The organism is Aequorivita xiaoshiensis (assembly GCF_022008395.1).
Taxonomy (GTDB): Bacteria; Bacteroidota; Bacteroidia; order Flavobacteriales; family Flavobacteriaceae; genus Aequorivita; species Aequorivita xiaoshiensis.
In genome coordinates this window covers 86,295-104,449 of the sequence record NZ_JAIRBB010000011.1, presented here as the reverse complement: position 1 = coordinate 104,449, position 18,155 = coordinate 86,295, and the positions used below count along the sequence as shown (strand labels likewise).

The window sequence follows — 18,155 nt, the reverse complement described above, 5'->3', positions numbered from 1 at the left end:
ATACGAAGCGAGCTACACAATCACCCAAGCAGATATTGATGCTGGTGAAGTAGTAAACCAAGCGACTGCTATGGGAACAGCTCCAGATCAAACTGTAGTAAGTGATGATTCAGGAACAGCTATTGATAATGACGATCCAATAATTATTACGCTTTGTCAGAATGCTTCAGTTGCTGTAATTAAAGTTGGTACTCCAGTGGATGAGAACAATGATGGATGTGCAGGAGTAGATGAAACGATTATATATACATTTAGTGTTAAAAACACAGGTAATGTATCGTTAACCAATGTGATTATAACAGATCCGTTGGTAACTGTAACTGGTGGTCCGATTGATTTAGCGGCTGGGGAAGAAGATGTAACTACTTTTACTGCAACCTATATTATATCGCAAACTGATGTTGATGCAGGATTTATTGAAAACCAAGCTTTAGCAGAAGGTATTGCGCCAGCAGGAAACATTGTTTCAGACCTTTCAGACCATACTAGTTATTTAGAAGATAATCCTACCATAACTTCACTATGTAATAATCCATCGATTTCATTAGAGAAATCAGGAGTATTTAATGATGAAAACGGGGATGGTGCGTCTGATGTCGGAGAAACGATTAGCTACACATTCGTAGTGACTAATACAGGAGATGTTACACTTTATAACATTACCATATCAGATCCGCTACCAGGAATTGTAATGTCTGGTGGTCCAATAGAAGTATTGCAACCAGGTGAAGTGGATAGTACAACATTTACTGCTACTTATTCAATAACGCAACAAGATATTGATAATGGAGAGGTTGTAAACCTTGCTACCGTAAGCGGTGAGGATACTACAGGTAACACTGTAGAAGGTGATGCCGAAGCAATTGTTATTCTTCCAGATGTATTAGGAGTTGTATTTGAGATATTCAATGGTATTACACCAAATGGAGATGGTATGAACGACTTCTTCTGGATAAGAGGAATTAACAATTACCCAAATAATAATGTTAAGATATTCAACAGATGGGGGGTATTGGTTTACGAAACAGATGGTTATGGACAGGGAGAAGACGATAGCATAAATACTTTTAGAGGTATTTCAGAAGGTCGTGTAACTGTTCAGGAAGATAAGGAGTTACCAACTGGAACTTACTTCTATATTCTTACTTTCCAAGGTGAGAACCCTGGTAAAGATACTTATACTGGATACTTATATATAAATAGATAGAAAAATCAAATATTCCTGGGAGCATATCTCCCAGGATTAAAAATACATAACTATGAAACACAGTTATCTAACACTAATAATTTTGATTTTACTTGGCACGTTTTCAAGTAATGCTCAGCAGGACCCCCAATACACGCAGTATATGTATAATACGCAGGTGGTTAACCCTGCCTATGCAGGAAATCGTGAAGCTCTTAGTTTTGGTCTTTTGTATAGGACTCAATGGGTTAATTTCGGTGATGGTGCACCTAATACAGGTACATTTACCGTAAATTCTCCTATGGGTGAAAATATGGGAATAGGACTTTCAGTGGTTAATGATAGAATTGGTCCCGCTGTTGAAACGAATTTCAATATCGACTATTCTTATTCAATTAATACTTCGGAAAGCGCTAAGTTATCATTCGGTCTTAAAGCAGGTTTAGACATTTTAGATGTAGATTTTGCTAAATTGAATTTACCGGGCGATGTATATTCTGATCCATATTTTGAACAAAATAATATAGACAATAAGCTTCAACCACAAATTGGTGCAGGTGTATATTTTAATACTGATAAGTTTTACGCTGGGTTATCAGTACCCAATTTTTTAACTACTAAGCATTTTGATAAAGGTAGCATAGCCAATACTACAGTTGAAACAACCGCTTCCGAGCGTATGCATTATTTTTTAATTGCTGGGTATGTATTTGATATCAGTGATAATTTAAAGTTTAAACCAGCAACCTTAGTTAAGATGGTAAGTGGATCGCCTTTACAAGCAGATGTTTCTGCCAACTTCTTATTGTATGATAAGCTAACACTTGGTGCCGCTTATCGATGGAGTGCTGCTATGAGTGCTATGGTAGGTTTTCAAGCTTCGGATGCAATATTTATCGGCTTTGGATATGATTATCAAACAACAGATATTGAAACTTATAGTGATGGCTCTTATGAACTTATGCTTCGTTTTGATATATTTAATAGACCAGAAAGAGTGTTAACCCCAAGATTCTTCTAAAATATAATGACTATGAATACAATATTACGTAATATATTTATTTTAGCCTTTATGGTTCTTTCAACGGGAAGCACTTTTGGGCAGATAAAAGATGTAAAAAGGGCAAATAAAGAATTTGATAAGTATGCTTATATCGATGCACGACAAATCTATCTAAAAGTAGTTGAAGATGGATATGAATCTGCTCAGATATATGAAAACTTAGGAGACACCTATTACTTTAATGGCGATTATACCAATGCAGCAAGATGGTACGAAAAATTAGTAACTACGTTTCCAGATGAAACTGAACCTAAATACTATTATAGAGCCGCCCAATCACTAAAGAGTCTTGGTAAACACGATAAGAGTCGTGAGCTATTAGAATCCTATACTGCGAAAGGAGGAACTGGTTTTGTGATAAAAACCTACGATGAGGACGTAGATTATTTAAAGAGTACTGTTTTTAAATCTCGACAGTTTGTAATTGAGATGTCTCCAATAAGCTCAGGAACTTCAGATTTTGGACCTGCTTTTTATATGAAGGATAAATTGGTTTATGCATCCGCAGCCAATGCAACAGGATTAAATGTAGATCCATGGACTCAAGAGCCTTATTTAGATTTGTTTATAGCTAATAGAGATGAAGAAGGATTGCTAAGTAATCCAAAGCCGTTAGGAGGAGATGTAAATACTCAATATCACGAATCTACTGCAGCTTTTACAAAAGATGGTAATACAATTTATTTTACTCGAAATAGCTATATAGATGGTCAAAAAGAACTGGATAAATCTAAAAAACATAAAACACTAAGATTAAGCCTTTTTAAAGCCGAGAAAACGGGGGAAAATACATGGACTAATGTGGTGGAATTACCTTTTAATAACAAAGCCTATTCAGTTGCGCATCCTGCTTTAAGTCCGGATGGCAAAAGATTGTATTTTTCATCTGATATGCCAGGTACTCTAGGTATGTCTGACCTTTGGTATGTAGATATTTTAGAAAATGGCACCTATGGTACACCAGTTAACCTAGGCCCTGAAATAAATACAGAAGGAAGAGAATCTTTTTCTTTTATTAGTGATAAAAACAACCTTTATTTCTCTAGTGATGGTCGTTCGGGATTGGGAGGCTATGATGTTTTTGTTTCAACATTAGATGAAGAAGGAAAACCAGGGGGACCTACAAATTTAGGAGCACCTACTAATAGTGCAAAAGACGACTTCGGATTTATTATAGATGAAGAATCTAAAATAGGATATCTATCTTCTAATAGAGATGGTGATCGCGGAAGTGTAGATGATAATATATATCTAGTAAGAGAAAGTTGTACTATTTTAATAGAAGGAACAGTGTTCGATGCTGAAACAAAAGAGATGTTGGCTGGTGCAAGTGTTTCCTTATTAGATGAGAATAATAAACTTATAACTCAAACAACTGCTGATGAGAATGGTGTTTATAGTTTTGATGCAGATTGTGAAAAGCAGTTTACAGTTAGAGGAACCATGGAGGGGTATAATCCTCACGAAGAAATTGTTGAAACTCCTAAACTTGCAGGAACTATTAATGTACCATTACCATTATTTAGCGAAGGCCCTTGTGCGCCCAACGATTTGGGATGTAGATTAAACTTACGACCAATCTATTTTGACTTTGACAAGTCGTATATACGTCCAGATGCAGAAATAGAGTTAGCTAAAATTCTTGCTGCCTTACGAGAGTATCCAGAGATAGTTATTCATATAGAATCTCATACAGATTCACGAGGAAGTGATGCGTATAACGAAGCTTTATCTGAACGTCGTGCTCAATCTACCCTTAACTGGTTGATTTCAAAAGGAATCGATAGCAGTAGGTTAACAGCCAAAGGCTATGGCGAATCGCAATTAGTTAATGAATGTGAGAATGGAGTGCCTTGTAGTGCTGAGAAACATCAATTAAATAGAAGATCTGTGTTTATCATAAAAAATTAACTCGACTAAATTAAATTCCATAAAAGCGTTTAATACTTTGTATTGAACGCTTTTTGCTTTTTATACAGCTACTGTTTTCGTATTTTTGAGCCAAAACTAAGTTTTTAATGGAAGAAGAAAAAGTAATACTTGTCGATGAGAACGATCAGAAGATTGGTTTAATGCCAAAAATGGAAGCCCATGAAAAGGGTTTGCTTCATAGAGCTTTTTCAGTTTTTGTATTTAATTCAAATAATGAATTAATGCTTCAACAACGTGCATTACATAAATACCATACCCCTGGACTTTGGGCAAATACTTGCTGTAGTCATCAACGCGATGGGGAATCTTCTATAGATGCTGGAATGAGAAGACTTTCAGAAGAGATGGGTTTTACCACAGCCTTAAAGGAAACCACAACGTTTATATATAAAGCTCCTTTTGATAATGGTTTAACCGAACACGAGCTTGACCATATTCTAATAGGAAAGTATGATGGAGAACCCAACATAAATCCTGATGAAGTAGCCGACTGGAAATGGATGAGTTTAGAAGAAGTTAAAAATGATATTCAAGTGAATCCAGATATTTATACAGCTTGGTTTAAAATTATTTTCGATAAATTTTATCAACATTTAGTTGTATGAGTTTAACTGTATTTAGAAAAGCACACTTCAATGCTGCTCATCGCCTATTTAATAAAGAATGGGACGATGCAAAAAACTTTCAGGTTTTTGGAAAATGTAGCAACCCAAACTATCATGGGCATAACTATGAATTGGAGGTTGGCCTAACCGGTGAAATAGATCCTGAAACTGGATTTTTAATAGATCTTAATATTTTAAGAGATCTAATTAAAGAAGAAGTTGAAGATGCTTTAGATCATAAAAACCTAAATTTAGAAGTTCCTGAATTTAAAGATCTTAATCCTACTGTAGAAAATATAGCTATTGTAATTTGGAATAAACTAAGAAAACGTCTTGATTCTAAATTCGACATTACAATAAAATTATACGAAACCCCACGCAACTTTGTTGTTTACAACGGACATTAATGATTACAGTTTCTCCCCTTTATCCTTTAAAATTTGAACCTATACTTAAAGAAAAAGTGTGGGGTGGTAATAAGTTGAAGGAAATATTCAATAAAGATGCCGATGAATATATAGGTGAAAGTTGGGAGATTTCCGGGGTAGAAGAAAGTGTATCGCAGGTTGTTAATGGAAGTTTAAAAGGAAAAAGCCTTAACTGGTTATTAGAGGTTTATAAAGAAAAATTAGTTGGAGCAAAAGTTTATAAAAACTACCAAAACACTTTCCCTTTATTATTTAAGTTTATTGATGCTCGTGAAGATCTTTCGGTACAGGTTCACCCAGACGATATACTCGCCAAGGAAAGGCACGATTCATTAGGAAAAACCGAAATGTGGTATATTTTGGATGTGGAGAAAGATTCAAGACTGATAATAGGTTTTAACGGGAAAATCAATGAAGAAAAATATTTAAAAGCCCTATCTGAAAAAAAAATCACGGAAGTATTAAAAACTGAATCTGTAAAAAAAGGAGATGCTTTTATTTTAAAACCAGGAACTGTTCACGCTATTGGCGCAGGAATCCTTTTAGCAGAAATTCAACAAACCTCAGATAACACTTATAGAATATACGATTGGGATAGGCCGGATATCAACGGAGAAATGCGTGAATTGCATACCGAACTTGCAATAGGTGCAATTGACTTTTCATCGGAAGAATCAAAACAGAATTATATAACCAAGAAAAACACTCCTTCTCAAATTGGTGTTACAGAGTTCTTTACTGTCAATAAATTAGATCTATCCAAAAATTACCTTCGAGATTTAAGAAGTATCCCATCTTTCACCGTTTATATGTGTTTAGAAGGAGAAGCCACAATAAAAACTAATGGTTATACTGAAACAATTAGTAAGGGAGAAACCGTTTTGATACCTGCTCAATTACCTGAAATAAAATTTATTACAAATTCAGTAAGCTTTTTAGAAGTGTACATAGCTTAATTGTTCGTATCTTTGCACCCAATTATTTAGAATACAACAAAAACAATTAAAGTAAGAACAATTCAATGGCAAACGTTAGAGATTTAAAAAAAGACATAAACTACGTATTAGGTGATATTATTGGAGCAGTTAGCATTTGGGAACTTACCAATCCAGAGAAAGACAACAAAAAATCACAAGGTATTATAGACGAAGCTATCACAACTTTTGACGAGTTAATCGCAAAAGTAAATCAAAAAGATGTTGACAATAAAAAACAACACTTTACTGCTGTAAAAGCTGAGCTAGAAGAAAGAGGTAGAAAATTAATCGACCAAATTAACACACTATAATATAGTATCTGTTTTTTTACGATTTACAATAAATGACTCCAATTCTTTACCGTATTTGGAGTCTTTTACTTTTGGGGTAAGTGCATTGTAAACGGTGTCTAAATATTTGATATTTGCATCGTAAACTTCACTCAATACAAGATAAGGAGCAAGTTCATATTCCTTATGGTTTAAAGCGAAATTTATAGTTGCAAAATATTTGCTAGAATGTAAAGCCCGCTGTTTGTCTTCAATTTTTGCTCTAGACGCTTCGCTTGCGTTGTTTTTCAACTTTAACCTTTCTTCGATTAAACTTAAATTTTTAATTACGTATCTGTTTTTTAATTTAAGGTAATCTCTATACGCCTTATCATTTTCTGAACCTGTAACAACTGCAGCACTTCCAAAGTTTTTTAAGTTGGTAGTGATATTAATATCGCTGTTTTCAGCAAAAAAAGTGATTCGGTCATCTTTTAATGTTCCGTCTTTAAGCCTAACATATAAATAGTAAACTTCGGGACTCTCAACTTTATCTGAAAACTTAAAATTAGAATTACCATCTACAATCACCGAATCTATTGTAACTAGAACTGTGTCTTCAAATTTCTGAAACAATATTGTTCCTTTCTTCAGACCTTTTACAGTACCAGTAATATTCATAATCTCTGTATCCTTGGTATTATTACAGCTAACAAGTGATACAAGTACAATTGCAATTAGTAGAAAATAGCGCATTTTAATAATTTAAAGATGATATTATGTTAAAGTAGGTTTGATTTAAGAGCCTGCAAATATGACTATTTTTTTTCAAAAATAATCGTTGAAAATAATAGATTCAGTGTTTCTTTATTCACAATTTAATCTTTAAAAGGTTAACTAAAGATTAGTTTACTTCAAAATAGAAACACAACTGTATTATTTGCATTTAGGCAACTGAAGCTAATTGCATAAGTACAGTACATAAAATTGCGGCTACCGTTCCCACAGCGTATCCAAATACTGCTAATAGTACTCCAACCGTTGCTAGTGAAGGGTGAAAAGCCGAAGCAACAATAGGAGCAGATGCAGCACCTCCAACATTTGCCTGGCTACCTACAGCCAAGAAGAAGTAAGGAGCGCGAATTAATTTTGCTGTCAGAATCATTAGTCCCGCGTGTACAGCCATCCAAACTAACCCGATAACAATTAACCATAAGTTATCAAAGATGAGGGTTAAGTCCATTTTCATTCCAATGCTGGCAACTAATATGTAGATAAATACACTTCCAAATTTACTAGCGCCTGCGCCTTCATAAGTTCTAGCTTTTGTAAAAGATAACAATACACCAATAATAGTAGTTATAGTGATCATCCAAAAGAAACTTGAATCTAAGAATGTGAAAATATTTCTTGTTATGCCTTTTGGCATTTCACTCACAACAGAAGTAAAAAATCCACTTAGGAAGTTAGCACCAAAATGTGCCACACTAACAGTTCCAAATGCGATTGCTGCAAGGATCATTAAATCTGTGAGTGAAGGGTTGCGATCAACTTTTTTAGCGTAATCGGTAACCTTTTCTTTTAAACTTTCTATGGCTGAAGTATCTGCTTTTAACCATCTGTCAATTTTAGCAGATTTTCCTATCCCAAAGAGGATTATAGCCATCCAAATGTTTGCGACTACAATATCAACGAATACCATTCCGCCGTAAAGCTTTTGGTTGTAACCATAAATTTCTAGCATGGCAGTTTGGTTTGCACCACCCCCAATCCAGCTTCCTGCCAGTGTTGAAAGTCCACGCCATACTGCGTCTGCACCTTCGCCACCCACAGCTTCAGGATGAATAGACCCTACAATTAGCACGGCTAAAGGCCCACCGATTACAATACCGATGGTTCCCGCAAAGAACATAATTAAAGCTTTTGGACCTAAATTAAGAACTCCTTTCAAGTCGATACTTAATGTCATTAATACTAAAGCTGCAGGTAATAAATACCTACTAGACATATAATATAAACTTGTTTTTCCTGTGGTAGTCTCTCCGGTTTCAGAAATAGTTGTCCACTCTGGTGATATTATACCTGATGTTGTTAATAAAGCAGGAAGGAAATACGCCATAAAAAGCGCGGGAACTACACCGTAGAATTTTTTCCAAAAACCATCTTCGCGTGAAGAAGTATAAAAAATGAAGCCTAAGGCTATCATCAAAATTCCAAAAACGATTGTGTCGTTGGTAAAAAGGGGAGTAGTGTCCTTAATAATTTCGGTAGCTGTATCTTGCATTATGGGTAGTTTTGGCGCAAAATACATATTTAATTTAAATTTTTAGAACTCTAATTTCAGAATTATGAGGTGTTTGAATCTTATAACAACTTAATTTTTTTGATATTCTACTTATTAATAAATCCACTTATTGTTTCTACCAACTCTGGCATAATAGGCAAGTTATGAATATTATAGGTTTTGCTGTTTTCCAAATCATTACCTTCAATTTCTTTAAGGATATGATTCATATTTTCAATAATATTATATTCCGCGTCGGGTTTTGCTTCCTTGAGCAATTCAGCTTCCGAAACTAAAACTTGAATATCTTTTGTTCCGTTAATAATCAAAACTGGAATATCTAATTTTGCAATTTCTTCTTTTGGATTAAAAACCATCCAACTCCCAATAAACGGTTGAATTTCTTTTCTAAAAATTGATGCTAATCCGGGGTTGTAATTGTTAGCAATACCATTTACGCGAAGATCATCGAAGGCATCACGAGCACTATCTGCCAATCCTGGAGCTTGTTTGGTAAGTTGAGAAACAATTACATCGTCTATAGGTTGGCCAGCTCCTGCAACAGATATAAAGCCATCTGCACCATTTTGCGCTGCAACCATCCCCACTAAGGAACCTTGACTATGACCAATGATATAAATTTTTGAAAATTCGTTTTTGTTTTTGAAATAATTCAGGATAGCATCAGCATCTTTTATAAAATCGCTGAACCGAATGTTTTTTTCATCAATATTGCGCATTTTCAATTGCTTTACAATTCGTTTATCGTATCGAAAAGTAGCAATGTCTTTATCGTAAAGTGCCTCAGCTAAGAATTTCAATGAATTGTTCTCCATCATTTGCTGGTTTCCATTTCTATCGGTTGGACCACTACCCGCAATTATAATTGCCAATGGAATTTTTTCATTCGAATCTGGTGTTAATAAGGTGCCATCTATAAGTGGAGTAATCCGTAAATCTTCAGCGTTAAATTTTTTAGTTTGGGCAGAAATCAAACCACTGAAGAGCATAAAAGCAATAAGTATTTTTTTCATTTGTTCTAAATTTATAACGTTGAGATTGTGTCTTGCTAAGATAACACAAATTGAATTCTCTTATTCTATTAACAAGTCGTTTATTCAAATATTTTATTTTCGAAATCTGAATGTGAACAATTATATAAGATGCTATCTTTGCATTCCTAAATCTTAAAATATCATGAATAAATTTATAGTAATTACTACATTCTTTTTGCTTTGTTTATCAACCGCTTATGCATCTGAAGACTTCGGAAAAACGGGGCATAGAGCAGTAGGTGAGATTGCCCAAAACCATTTGAGTGAAACAGCTAAAGAAAAGATATTTAAGTTGTTAAATGGTCAATCCTTAGCTTTAGTTTCTAATCATGGTGATGATATTAAAAGTGATAGAGCTTATGATTCTTATGGTCCTTGGCATTATGTAAGCTTTCCATTTGGGGAAAAATATGATGAACATCCAAAAAGCGAAAGCGGAGATTTAATTCAGGCTATTGAAACATGTATTGCTGTGTTGAAGGACGATACAAGCACTAAAGAAGATAAAGTTTTTCATTTAAAACTATTGGTTCACTTTATAGGAGATTTACACCAACCGCTACATATTGGTTTAGCTGAAGATAAGGGAGGGAATGACTTTCAAGTTCGCTGGTTTAAAAATGGAACAAATCTACATAAGGTATGGGATACCAAAATGATAGATTCGTACAAGATGTCTTATACCGAGCTAGCTTCAAATATTGACGTTCTTAATGAAGAAGAAATTGAAGCTATTAAAAGTGGTTCGGTAAGAGATTGGATGTACGAAAGTCGTGAGCTTTGCGAGGATATCTACGCCAATACTGAAGTGGGACAAAAACTGAGCTACGGGTATATGTATAAATATATGGAGACTGTACGCTTTCAACTTCAAAAAGGAGGAGTTCGGTTAGCAGGACTATTAAATGAGATTTTTGGTTAGTCGATAGTGTTTTAATGGCGAGAAGTGAATGGGGAATGTCGTTGCTTCTCTGCATTTTGGCTTTCTAAAGCGAAACGGGTTAGCTCTCTGTTACCTAAGGCATAATGAGCTAAGGTTTGTATTTATTAAGTATATAAATACGCCCAATAAATCAATGCTAATTGCAATGGAAATCTTACGATTAACACCCATTTTGGTAGCTTCATAGAAGCTTTTTTATCCTGCAACATATAAACATGTACTGGTATGAATGCAATTAATAATGCTATTATACCCCAGGCCGCCATTTCTTGACTGTTTTTATTCATTAGCATAAAACCTAAAACCATTTCGGCTACTCCACTAAGCATAACCATAGTGCTATGTGCAGGAATATATGGTGGCATAATGCGCTCATACAACTTTGGTTTTCTAAAGTGGTTCATTCCAGCGAGTACTAGTAGTATTCCCATTAAATATTGATGCCAAGGTAACATAAGTTATTTTTTTAAGTTTTTAAATGTAGGCCTTTTTTAGATGTACAACAATAACGAATTGTTTAAAAAGACAAAAGCCTTTCTAATTTATGTTTAGAAAGGCTTTTAAAATATTTAATCTAATTGTATTGCTTAGAGACTATTTAATCATTTCGTAGCTACGCTTTATAAAAGCAGTTAGCTCTTCACCTTTTAATAAGTTTTTACTCAATCTTGCTAAGTCCAAAGCTTGATTAACTAAACGCTCCTTTTTCTTATCGGTCTTAGTATTTAGTATTTCACTTACCAATTCGTGGTTTGTGTTTACAATTAAATTGTACATTTCTGGGAATCCACCCATTCCAAACATACCACCGCCTCCGGTTTTCTGCATATCTTTCATTCTACGCATAAACTCTGGCTCGGTAATAATAAAAGGATTGGCATTGCTATCCATTGCTTCTAATTGAACAGTAAATTTTTCCTTTGGTATAACCCCGTCTAAGAACGTTTTTAGCGTTTCTTTTTCTTCATCAGAAAGTTTAGAAATCTGCTCGTCGTCTTTCTTAATTAAGTTTTCGACGTGATCACTATCTACGCGAACAAAAGAAACTTTATCTTCACTGCCTTCAATTTTTTGAAGTAGGTGAGCAACAATAGGAGAGTCTAATAATAAAACTTCGTATCCTTTGTCTTTTGCAGCCTGAATATAACTGTGTTGTTCTTCTTTGTTTGAAGCATAAAGAATTACAAGCTTGTCATCCTTATCAGTCTGGGCGTCTTTTATTTTGTCTTTTAACTCAGAGAAAGTGTAAAAAGCGTTATCTACAGTTGGGTAAAGCGCAAAATCTTTTGCTTTGTCGAAGAATTTATCTTCAGTAAGCATCCCGTATTCAATAACGATTTTGATATCGTTCCATTTCTTTTCAAAACCTTCGCGGTCGTTGTTAAATAAGCTCTTAAGCTTGTCTGCAACTTTTCTTGTAATGTAGCTAGATATCTTTTTAACTGCTCCATCTGCTTGTAAGTAGCTTCTAGATACGTTAAGTGGAATATCTGGACTATCAATCACTCCGCGTAACATTGTTAGGAATTCAGGAACAATTCCCTCCACATTATCAGTTACGAAAACTTGATTTTGGTAAAGTTGAATTTTATCCTTCTGAATGCTCATATCGTTCGTCATCTTAGGGAAGTAAAGAATTCCTGTAAGGTTGAACGGATAGTCTACATTTAGGTGGATATGGAAAAGAGGTTCCTCGAATTGCATTGGGTACATTTCTCGGTAAAACTCATTATAATCCTTATCTTCAAGTTCAGTAGGTGTTTTTGTCCACGCTGGATTAGGGTTATTGATTATATTGTCAACTTCCTGAGTTGGAGCTGGATCGTCTTCTTTTGCGTCATCTGGCTTCGGAAGAGTTTCAGTACGAGTTCCAAATTTAATTGGAATAGGCATAAACTTATTATACTTCACTAAAAGTTCACTGATTCGTGACTCCTCTAAAAACTCTGTAGAGTCTTCAGCAATATGAAGAATAATCTCTGTCCCTCTATCCTTTTTATCGGCTTTTTCTAATGTAAATTCAGGCGAACCATCGCAAGACCAATGTACAGCAGGTTCATCTTTAAAGCTTTTGGTAATTATCTCAACTTTTTCGGCAACCATAAAAGCTGAGTAAAAGCCAAGTCCGAAATGACCAATTATTCCAGCATCCTTCCCATCCTTGTCTTTGTACTTCTCTATAAATTCCTCAGCTCCAGAAAATGCAATTTGGTTGATATATTTCTCAACTTCTTCCGCAGTCATTCCAATACCTTGGTCTATAATGCGTAGCTGTTTCTTTTCTTTATCAAGCTTTACTTCAATTATTGGATTACCGTATTCAACTCCTTCAGCCTCTCCTATATTAGCAAGGTGTTTGAGTTTTAAAGTTGCATCTGTCGCGTTCGAAATTAATTCACGAAGAAATATCTCGTGGTCGCTGTATAAAAACTTCTTAATTAGCGGAAAAATATTATCCACTGATACATTAATAGTTCCTTTGCTCATCTTTTTTATATTTTATATAATTTGTAATTGTATTCAGTATCACTTCATAGTCAAAAAAAATACCAAGGGTTACAATGCTGACACCTTGTCATTCTATTGAAGAAATAAACTTTAACACAACATTTTGTTTAACAGTTAGTCTAAAATGTTAAACAGTAACTATCTTTGCTTACTAAGGTTGATTTACACCTTTTTTAATATTAAATACGAGACGTACTATGGCGACTGCAAAAACGAATTCTCCTGCTTTAAAAAAATCAAATTCGAAAACTAAAATGAGTAAGGAGAAAATTATTTCCTTGTATATGGAATCAGTTCTTACAGATGAAAAAGCTCCGAAAAGCATTTTTAAATTTTGTAAGGAAAACAATTTAAAGGAAACTCAATTTTACGAGCACTTTGGTTCTTTTGAAGGTTTACAAAAGGAAATTTGGAGTTCTTTCTATGAACAAACAATTTCATTAGCCAATAATGACAAAGCATTTCAGAGTTATTCCAACCAAGATAAAATGCTAACTTTCTTTTTTACCTTTTTTGAGTTGCTTACACTTAATAGAAGTTATGTGCTTTTTACATTGAAGGAGCATCGAAGTATGTTGAAAAATTTGAGTCAGTTAAAGGGACTTCGCAAAGATGTAAAACACTTTGCGGCCGAATTAATTCGAGAAAATAATGAAGACAAAAAGCTAAAAGTTTTAAAACAATCTGTCACAATTTTTTCTGAAGGCGCTTGGTTACAAACCCTGTTTCTGATGAAATATTGGATGGAAGACAATTCTGCTGGGTTTGAAAATACAGATGTTGCAATTGAAAAGTCGGTAAGAGCCATTTTTGATGTATTCGATACACAGCCGTTGGAAAGTGTTTTAGACTTTGGGAAATTTTTGTGGAAAGAAAAAATGGTATAATGAAGACTATCGATAAAATTCCAACAAACAAAATTCAACGTGCTTCCAAGTTAATGACTACAGGTGCAAAAGTCGGCGGAAATTATTTAAAATATTACAGTAAAAAACTCGTAAACCCACAACATTCAAAAGATGAGTTAAACGAAAGCAATGCTGAAGATATTTATGACAGTCTTAAAAACTTAAAGGGAAGCGCTTTAAAAGTTGCCCAAATGCTGAGTATGGAAAAAAACATCATGCCAAAGGCATATGTTGAAAAATTTTCTTTAGCTCAGTTTCAAGTACCGCCACTTTCTGCACCTTTAGTGCGTAAGACCTTTAAAAAGTATTTTGGCAATACTCCAGAAAATATTTACGATTCTTTTAATGCCGAATCTGTGGCGGCTGCGAGTATAGGGCAAGTCCATAAAGCAACTAAAGATGGAAAGAATTTAGCTGTAAAGATTCAGTATCCTGGAATTGCCGAAAGCATAAGCAGTGATTTGGCTATGGTTAAGCCAGTAGCCATGAAAATGTTTAATATTAAAGGAAAAGACAGTGACAAATACTTTCAGGAGGTAGAGGAGAAACTGTTGGAAGAAACCAATTATATTTTCGAAGTTGTTCAAAGTAAAGAGATTACACAGGCGTGTAGCAAAATTCCAAATCTTAGGTTTCCAAAATATTACGAAGAGCTTTCTAACGAGCGAATTATAACTATGGATTGGATGGAAGGGCAGCATTTGTCTGAGTTTGTAAAAACCAATTCAAACCCTGAATACTCCAACAAAGTGGGGCAGACATTGTGGGATTTTTATATGTTTCAAATGCATCAATTAAAGCGAGTTCACGCCGATCCCCATCCTGGGAATTTTATGGTAGATACTGATGCAAACCTAATAGCCATAGATTTTGGTTGTGTTAAAACCGTGCCAGAGGAATTTTATACCCCTTACTTTGAGTTGGCTCAACCTGAGAATATCAACAATCCTAGAATTTTTTCAGAAAAAATGTATGCTTTAGAAATTTTGAAGAAAGAAGATTCTCCTGAGGAAATTAAGTTCTTTTCAGAGCTATTTCACGAGATGCTAAGCTTGTTTACAAAACCATTCCACAGTGAAACTTTCGACTTTTCAGATGAAGTGTTTTTTATGAAAATCGCCGAATTAAGTAATAAATACTCTAAAGATACCGAATTGAGCAAAATGAATGGAAATAGGGGTTCTCAACATTTCTTATATATAAATAGAACTTTTTTTGGACTTTATAACTTGATGAACGACTTAGGGGCAAAGGTTCAAATTAACAATTATAGAAAATACATTTAAACTTTAACAAAACTTTGTTTAATCCTTTAACAATTTCACTAAACAAAGAATGGTATATTTACCATTAAATAATTAGATATAAAATTGCTATGAAAAAGTAAAATATCAATTATTTAATTGGTTAGGTTGTTTAAAAAGGGCGCATTGTTAATGCGCCTTTTTTGTTACATTAAATTATTTTCTGAAGTGCTTATTCACCGATATTCTTTTTGTTTTTTACATATTTTTCAAGCCACTCATGTTGTTCCCATAAAACGTGAAGAACACTTTCTTTGGCGCTGTAACCGTGACTTTCCTTTGGAAGCATAACAAGGCGAGCAGTTGCTCCTAAACCTTTTAATGCATTGAAATATCGCTCACTTTGTAGTGGGTAGGTTCCTGAGTTATTATCTGCCTCTCCGTGGATTAATAACAATGGAGATTTCATTTTGTCGGCATTCATAAAAGGAGACATAGTATTATAGGTTTCAGGAGAATCCCAATAGCTTCTTTCTTCACTTTGAAATCCGAAAGGAGTTAACGTCCTATTATAGGCACCACTTCTAGCAATACCTGCAGCAAATAAATTTGAATGACTTAATAAGTTTGCTGTCATAAATGCACCATAAGAGTGTCCTCCAACACCAACTCTGTTTCTGTCTATGTATCCCATTTCATCAACTGCATCTATTGCGGCTTTTGCATTTCCAACTAACTGAGTAACAAAAGAATCGTTAGGCTCTTCATCACCTTCACCTACAATTGGAAATGCAGCATCATCTAAAACTACATATCCTTGGGTAACCCAGTAAATTGGAGATCCGTAATATGGGTATATAAACTCGTTAGGGTTTGTTGTGCTTTGTGCAGCGCTGCTTTTGTCTTTGTATTCACGCGGATATGCCCAAAGAATCATCGGCATTTTTTCTTTGCTATTCACATCATATCCGATAGGTAAATACAAGGTGCCTTCAAGCTCTAAACCATCATCGCGTTTGTAACTGATAACTTCTTTGTGAACATCTTGAATGCTTTTAAACGGATTTTCAAATGAAGTAACTGCAGTTAAATCATTCTTCTTTTTGATGTTTCTGAAGTAATAATTAGGGTATTCATTCTGTGATTCTATTCGTACTAAAATCTTCCCTTTCTTCATGTCAATAGCAGAGTTTAAATTTTCTAACTTATCGGTATAAGTAGATTCGTAAACACGCTTAGTTTTTTGAGTTTTTAAATTGTATTCATCAATAAAAGGAAATTGTCCTTTCTCTGAAAAACCGTCACCCATTAGATAAGCTGTACCATTGTTGATTTCTAGAACTCTTTCGTCATAATTGTTTCTAGTAGTTACAAAATTTCCTGGATCGCTATATCTGTCTTGATAACTTCTATCGAAAATTACTTTTGGTGTTTGTGAAGCATTTGAAGGATTGAAAATATAACTCTTTGTATTACGGTCGTTCCACCAGTAATCTCTTGCAATTGCTAGGTTATCATTCCCCCAAGTAATTCCAGAAAAACGATTGATAGTTTTAAGGAGCAACCTCCCTTTACCTTTAAAGGGAGCAGCTAATTCATAAACGGCATCTCGGTAATCTACTTTTACTTCTGGGTCACCTTTATCTTGCGCTTCAGCCCAATATAAAGTAGCCGGTTTGTCTGCGCGCCATCTCATACTTCTTTTGCCTTCTCTAGTAGCCATAAATCCTTTTGGCTGTACTTCGTTTAGCGGTACGTCGTTTACTTTTTGAATCAGTGTCCCGTTCTTGTCATAAATATTTGTTTCAAATGGAAATCTGTAGTAAGGAACTATATACGAAAAAGGTTTTTTTATAATATTTACCATAACATAATTACCATCTGGCGAGAAATCGATGTCGTCATACATTGCGGTAGGGAGGAAATCTGAAACTTCTCCGTTAAGTGTAACCTTTTTTATCGTTGAAAGTGCCAATTGTTCAAAATTATATTCGTCATTAGGGCTACTCAATAAATCTTGATAGGTTCTGTTTTGAGCTTTTTCTCCGTCACTTGCTGAAATTGTTGGCCCTTCGGGTACAGCTTCTGAAATATTTATTAATTCTTTTCTGTTGTTAGGAATAGCATTTACTAACAGTGCATTACTATCTTTAAACCAATTGATAGGATTCCCCATATTTGCATTTAATCTAAGTGTACTTAGTTTCTTTGCACTTCCTTTTTCAATATCTGCAATCCATAACTGAACTCCATTGCCCGAGGTGTTTAAGAAAGCAATCATCTTTTCGTTTGGTGAGATAGATAAATTAGAAATTCTTGCATTCTCAGGTAATCCAATGATTTGCTTTGCATCCTTTGTTGTAGCTTCCTTTACTTTTATGTTGTTGAAATACCTTGTTCTACTTCCGATATTAGTTTTAGGGTTTATACGTAGACCTCCCAAACGAAGTTCGGTTTCAGAAAGTTCGGCAATAGATTTATATGCGTCTCGGTAAAATAGCAAAACGTTTTCCCCTTTACTATCAATCCAAACTGAAGGTGCTAAAGGAGCATCAACAAGTTCTAAAATTTCTTTTGGGGGTTTTTGATATTTTAGTTTCTCTTGTCCAAAAAATGATGTTGTTACAAATAAAAATGCAACAAATGCAATAATGTTTTTCATATTAAAATTTTTAAATGCCTAAAGATATTCAAAATAATTATTCTAGGTGTTTTATAAAACCAGGAGTACAGAGAATGTTTTAAAATGTGAA

The 18,155-nt window shown here is 34.4% G+C and carries 16 protein-coding genes; 10 read left to right on the top strand and 6 right to left on the bottom strand.

Annotated features, from left to right (window positions below):
- The 7 genes from K8344_RS11740 to K8344_RS11710 all read left to right on the top strand — a co-directional run.
- The coding region (locus K8344_RS11740) for a DUF7507 domain-containing protein (protein ID WP_237608877.1) at positions 1-1,207 on the top strand (1,207 nt) is incomplete at its 5' end.
- A gap of 52 nt (positions 1,208-1,259) precedes the next feature.
- Entirely contained in the window at positions 1,260-2,207 is a 948-nt protein-coding gene (locus K8344_RS11735) for a PorP/SprF family type IX secretion system membrane protein (RefSeq protein ID WP_237608876.1), read from the top strand.
- A 12-nt stretch (positions 2,208-2,219) separates the two neighbouring features.
- Positions 2,220-4,160 (top strand): OmpA family protein, encoded by a 1,941-nt coding sequence (locus K8344_RS11730; RefSeq protein ID WP_237608875.1) that lies wholly within the window; start codon positions 2,220-2,222, stop codon positions 4,158-4,160.
- A gap of 107 nt (positions 4,161-4,267) precedes the next feature.
- Positions 4,268-4,786: an isopentenyl-diphosphate Delta-isomerase gene (gene idi, locus K8344_RS11725; protein WP_237608874.1), complete on the top strand. Its 519-nt coding sequence runs from the start codon at positions 4,268-4,270 to the stop codon at positions 4,784-4,786.
- Positions 4,783-5,193 (top strand): 6-pyruvoyl trahydropterin synthase family protein, encoded by a 411-nt coding sequence (locus K8344_RS11720; protein ID WP_237608873.1) that lies wholly within the window; start codon positions 4,783-4,785, stop codon positions 5,191-5,193. The genes idi and K8344_RS11720 overlap by 4 nt, the downstream gene beginning before the upstream one ends.
- Complete coding sequence (locus K8344_RS11715) at positions 5,193-6,170, top strand: type I phosphomannose isomerase catalytic subunit (protein WP_237608872.1); 978 nt, start codon at positions 5,193-5,195, stop codon at positions 6,168-6,170. The genes K8344_RS11720 and K8344_RS11715 overlap by 1 nt, the downstream gene beginning before the upstream one ends.
- 65 nt (positions 6,171-6,235) lie before the next feature.
- A complete protein-coding gene (locus K8344_RS11710; RefSeq protein WP_237608871.1) occupies positions 6,236-6,502 on the top strand; it encodes a hypothetical protein in 267 nt (88 codons plus the stop codon).
- On the opposite strand, the gene K8344_RS11705 is transcribed toward K8344_RS11710, so the two are convergent.
- The 3 genes from K8344_RS11705 to K8344_RS11695 all read right to left on the bottom strand — a co-directional run bounded on the left by K8344_RS11705 (position 6,497) and on the right by K8344_RS11695 (position 9,778).
- The gene (locus K8344_RS11705; RefSeq protein ID WP_237608870.1) at positions 6,497-7,216 is read right to left on the bottom strand and encodes a DUF4369 domain-containing protein; all 720 of its coding nucleotides are present in this window, start codon (positions 7,214-7,216) and stop codon (positions 6,497-6,499) included. The genes K8344_RS11710 and K8344_RS11705 overlap by 6 nt on opposite strands.
- Positions 7,217-7,406: 190 nt before the next feature.
- A complete protein-coding gene (locus tag K8344_RS11700; RefSeq protein ID WP_237608869.1) occupies positions 7,407-8,744 on the bottom strand; it encodes a DUF819 family protein in 1,338 nt (445 codons plus the stop codon).
- A 107-nt stretch (positions 8,745-8,851) separates the two neighbouring features.
- Positions 8,852-9,778 (bottom strand): alpha/beta hydrolase, encoded by a 927-nt coding sequence (locus tag K8344_RS11695; RefSeq protein ID WP_237608868.1) that lies wholly within the window; start codon positions 9,776-9,778, stop codon positions 8,852-8,854.
- Between the two features lie 163 nt (positions 9,779-9,941).
- Here K8344_RS11695 and K8344_RS11690 point away from each other — a divergent pair, with 163 nt between their 5' ends.
- A complete protein-coding gene (locus tag K8344_RS11690; RefSeq protein WP_237608867.1) occupies positions 9,942-10,721 on the top strand; it encodes a S1/P1 nuclease in 780 nt (259 codons plus the stop codon).
- Positions 10,722-10,846: 125 nt separating this feature from the next.
- Here the strand turns inward: K8344_RS11690 and K8344_RS11685 are convergent, their stop codons facing one another.
- Together K8344_RS11685 and htpG are read right to left on the bottom strand one after the other, a co-directional pair.
- Complete coding sequence (locus K8344_RS11685; protein WP_237608866.1) at positions 10,847-11,197, bottom strand: DoxX family protein; 351 nt, start codon at positions 11,195-11,197, stop codon at positions 10,847-10,849.
- A gap of 139 nt (positions 11,198-11,336) precedes the next feature.
- Positions 11,337-13,229 carry a molecular chaperone HtpG gene (htpG, locus tag K8344_RS11680; protein WP_237608865.1) on the bottom strand — a complete coding sequence of 631 codons (1,893 nt, stop codon included), beginning with the start codon at positions 13,227-13,229 and terminating at the stop codon, positions 11,337-11,339.
- A 218-nt stretch (positions 13,230-13,447) separates the two neighbouring features.
- On the opposite strand from htpG, the gene K8344_RS11675 reads away from it, so the two are divergent.
- Positions 13,448-14,137, top strand: coding sequence for a TetR family transcriptional regulator C-terminal domain-containing protein (locus K8344_RS11675; RefSeq protein ID WP_237608864.1), 690 nt, complete (start codon positions 13,448-13,450; stop codon positions 14,135-14,137).
- On the top strand, positions 14,137-15,444 hold the full coding sequence (locus tag K8344_RS11670) for an ABC1 kinase family protein (protein ID WP_237608863.1): 1,308 nt from the start codon (positions 14,137-14,139) through the stop codon (positions 15,442-15,444). Before K8344_RS11675 ends, K8344_RS11670 begins: the two co-directional genes overlap by 1 nt.
- A 190-nt stretch (positions 15,445-15,634) precedes the next feature.
- Here the strand turns inward: K8344_RS11670 and K8344_RS11665 are convergent, their stop codons facing one another.
- Positions 15,635-18,064, bottom strand: a complete 2,430-nt coding sequence (locus K8344_RS11665; protein ID WP_237608862.1) for an alpha/beta hydrolase family protein — start codon at positions 18,062-18,064, stop codon at positions 15,635-15,637.
- Positions 18,065-18,155: the final 91 nt, after the last annotated feature.